This window comes from Silanimonas sp. (genome assembly GCF_027531545.1).
Classification (GTDB): Bacteria; Pseudomonadota; Gammaproteobacteria; order Xanthomonadales; family Xanthomonadaceae; genus Silanimonas.
Genome location: NZ_JAPZSC010000035.1, coordinates 1 through 2,192, shown reverse-complemented (window position 1 = coordinate 2,192; position 2,192 = coordinate 1). Strand labels below are relative to the sequence as shown.

Here is a 2,192-nt window from a genome sequence, read left to right as displayed (position 1 = left end):
GCCGTGGCGCCCCAGCACGGGCACCTGGTCATCGCCAAGGTCGAGGGCGAGTTGCTCTGTCGCCGGCTGGTGCGGCAGCGCGGGGGCACGGCACTGGAGACTGCCCAGAACCCGGTCCAGCGGATCGTCTGCAACGAGGCTCGGCCGCTGGAGGTCTGGGGCGTCGTCACCACCGTCATACGACAGCTGCTGACCTGAGAGCCGGGGTGCCGGTTGTTCGCCCTCGTCGACGTCAACAACATGTACTGCTCCGTCGAGCGGGTGTTCGACCCCAGGCTTGAAGGACGGCCGCTGGTCGTGCTCAGCTCCAACGATGGGGCCTGCATCGCCCGGTCCAACGAGGCAAAGGATCTGGGCGTGCAGATGGCGCAGCCCTGGTTCCAGGTGCGTCACCTCCAGAAGACCCACGGCCTGATCGCGCTGTCGGCGAACTTCGAGCTGTACTCCGACATGTCGGCTCGCATGATGGCCATCGCCTCGCGCTACTCGCCGAACGTGGTGCCGTACTCCATCGACGAGGCCTTCATCGACTTTCACGGCATCCATGGGGACCTGACGGCCCAGTCGAGGCATCTGCGCACCACCGTGCTGCAGGAACTCGGTCTGCCCACCTCGGTAGGGATTGCGCCGACCAAGACGCTGGCCAAGCTCGCCAACCACATCGCCAAGACCTGTGATCGCAAGCCGGGCCACTACCCACAGGCGCTATCTCACCGGCTGGCCCAGGTCTGCAACACCACCGACCTCACAGCGACCGAACTGGAGGCCCTGATGTCGGCCACCGACGTGGGCGATGTGTGGGGCGTGGGGCGCAAGATCGCTGCGAAGCTGCACGCTGGCGGCGTGCGCACCGTGCTGGACCTGATGCGCGCCGACATGGCCACGCTCCGGCGCCAGTTCAGCGTGGTCTTCGAGAAGACGGTTCTGGAGCTGCGCGGCACACCCTGCATGGAAGTGGAAGAAGCGCCGGCCGCCAAACAGCAGATCCTCGTCTCCCGGTCCTTCGGCAAGCCGGTCACGCAAGTCGATGGCATCGTCGAGGCGGTCAGCGAGTTCGCCTCGCGCGCCTCTGAGAAGCTCCGCCTGCAAGGCTCGGTCGCGGGTGCGCTTCAGGTCTTCATCCGCACCAGCCCTTTCCGAGAAGGCGACAGGCAGCACAGCCCGAGCATGACGGTGCCGATGCGCCCCACCGCGGACAGCCGCAAGATCGTCCAAGCGGCTTGCGATGCGGCACGTTCGATGTTCAGGCCCGGGTTCAACTACGCCAAGGCCGGCGTGATGCTGATGGACCTGCGAGAAGCCCAAGCGATCGGCGACCAGGGCGAACTCGACCTCGGCGGCAGCGATGGAGGAGAGTCTGCACCTGAGCCAGACCGCCCCGCGCTGATGGCAGCCATGGATGAGCTCAATCGCCGGTTCGGGCGCGGCGCCGTCAGGGTGGGTAGCACGGCGAGCGCCCTTGCCGCCGACAGTGGCGGAGCATCGTGGTCCGTGCGCCAGGACCGCAGAACGCCGCGGTACACCACACGCTGGGAGGAACTCCCTGTCGTGCGGGCCTGAGCACGTTAAGTCAGGCGAGGGCAGGCGCACCCGGACGTGGCGAAGACTCGTTGAGGGCTCGCGCCTCCTTGTTGCGAATTGCAGCCATGTCATCGATTCCATTTGTAGATCGAGCCCGGAAGTGCGAATTCGGCATACGGGAAGACGTATGCTCCTGATTCCATCTTCTTCAGGTATTCAGCGACATGGCAACCAGGAAATCCGGCAGTACCCTCAAGGCCATCCAGGAGCAGATCGCCGCGCTGCAGGCCAAGGCTGAAGCGATCCGCCAACAGGAAGTGGGCGGCGTGATTGCCAAGATCAAGGACGCCATTGCGCACTATGGATTGACAGCCGCGGATCTGGGTTTGGCGGGAACTGCGCCGAAGGCGGCCAAGCCCTCCGCGCCCGGCCGCGAAGCGGGTCGCAAGCCCGGCGGCGGACCTGCCAGCGCTGCGCGTAAGGGCAAGCCGATGCGCGCCGCAAAGTACACCGATGGACAAGGCAACACTTGGAGCGGCGTGGGCAAGAGGCCCAACTGGTTCAAGGCCGCCCTGGCCGCGGGCAAGAAGGAGGACGAACTCCTGGTCAAGAGCTGATCGCGGCAGGGGAGCGACGGGCCGGTCGACAGCGATGCGGACTGGCGCGCTCTC

The 2,192-nt window shown here is 66.1% G+C and carries 3 protein-coding genes; all 3 read left to right on the top strand.

The features are described from left to right. A partial coding sequence (locus O9280_RS15125) for a S24 family peptidase (RefSeq protein ID WP_298344600.1) occupies positions 1–198 on the top strand: 198 nt, incomplete at its 5' end. Between the two features lie 15 nt (positions 199–213). Beyond that, entirely contained in the window at positions 214–1,560 is a 1,347-nt protein-coding gene (locus O9280_RS15120; RefSeq protein ID WP_298344597.1) for a Y-family DNA polymerase, read from the top strand. A 185-nt stretch (positions 1,561–1,745) separates the two neighbouring features. Continuing rightward, positions 1,746–2,138, top strand: coding sequence for an H-NS histone family protein (locus tag O9280_RS15115; protein WP_298344595.1), 393 nt, complete (start codon positions 1,746–1,748; stop codon positions 2,136–2,138). Positions 2,139–2,192: the final 54 nt, after the last annotated feature.

What these genes read in the sequence shown, in the direction of transcription:
- O9280_RS15115 (WP_298344595.1), top strand. Translation starts at nt 1,746, where the DNA reads ATGGCAACCAGGAAATCCGGCAGTACCCTCAAGGCCATCCAGGAGCAG.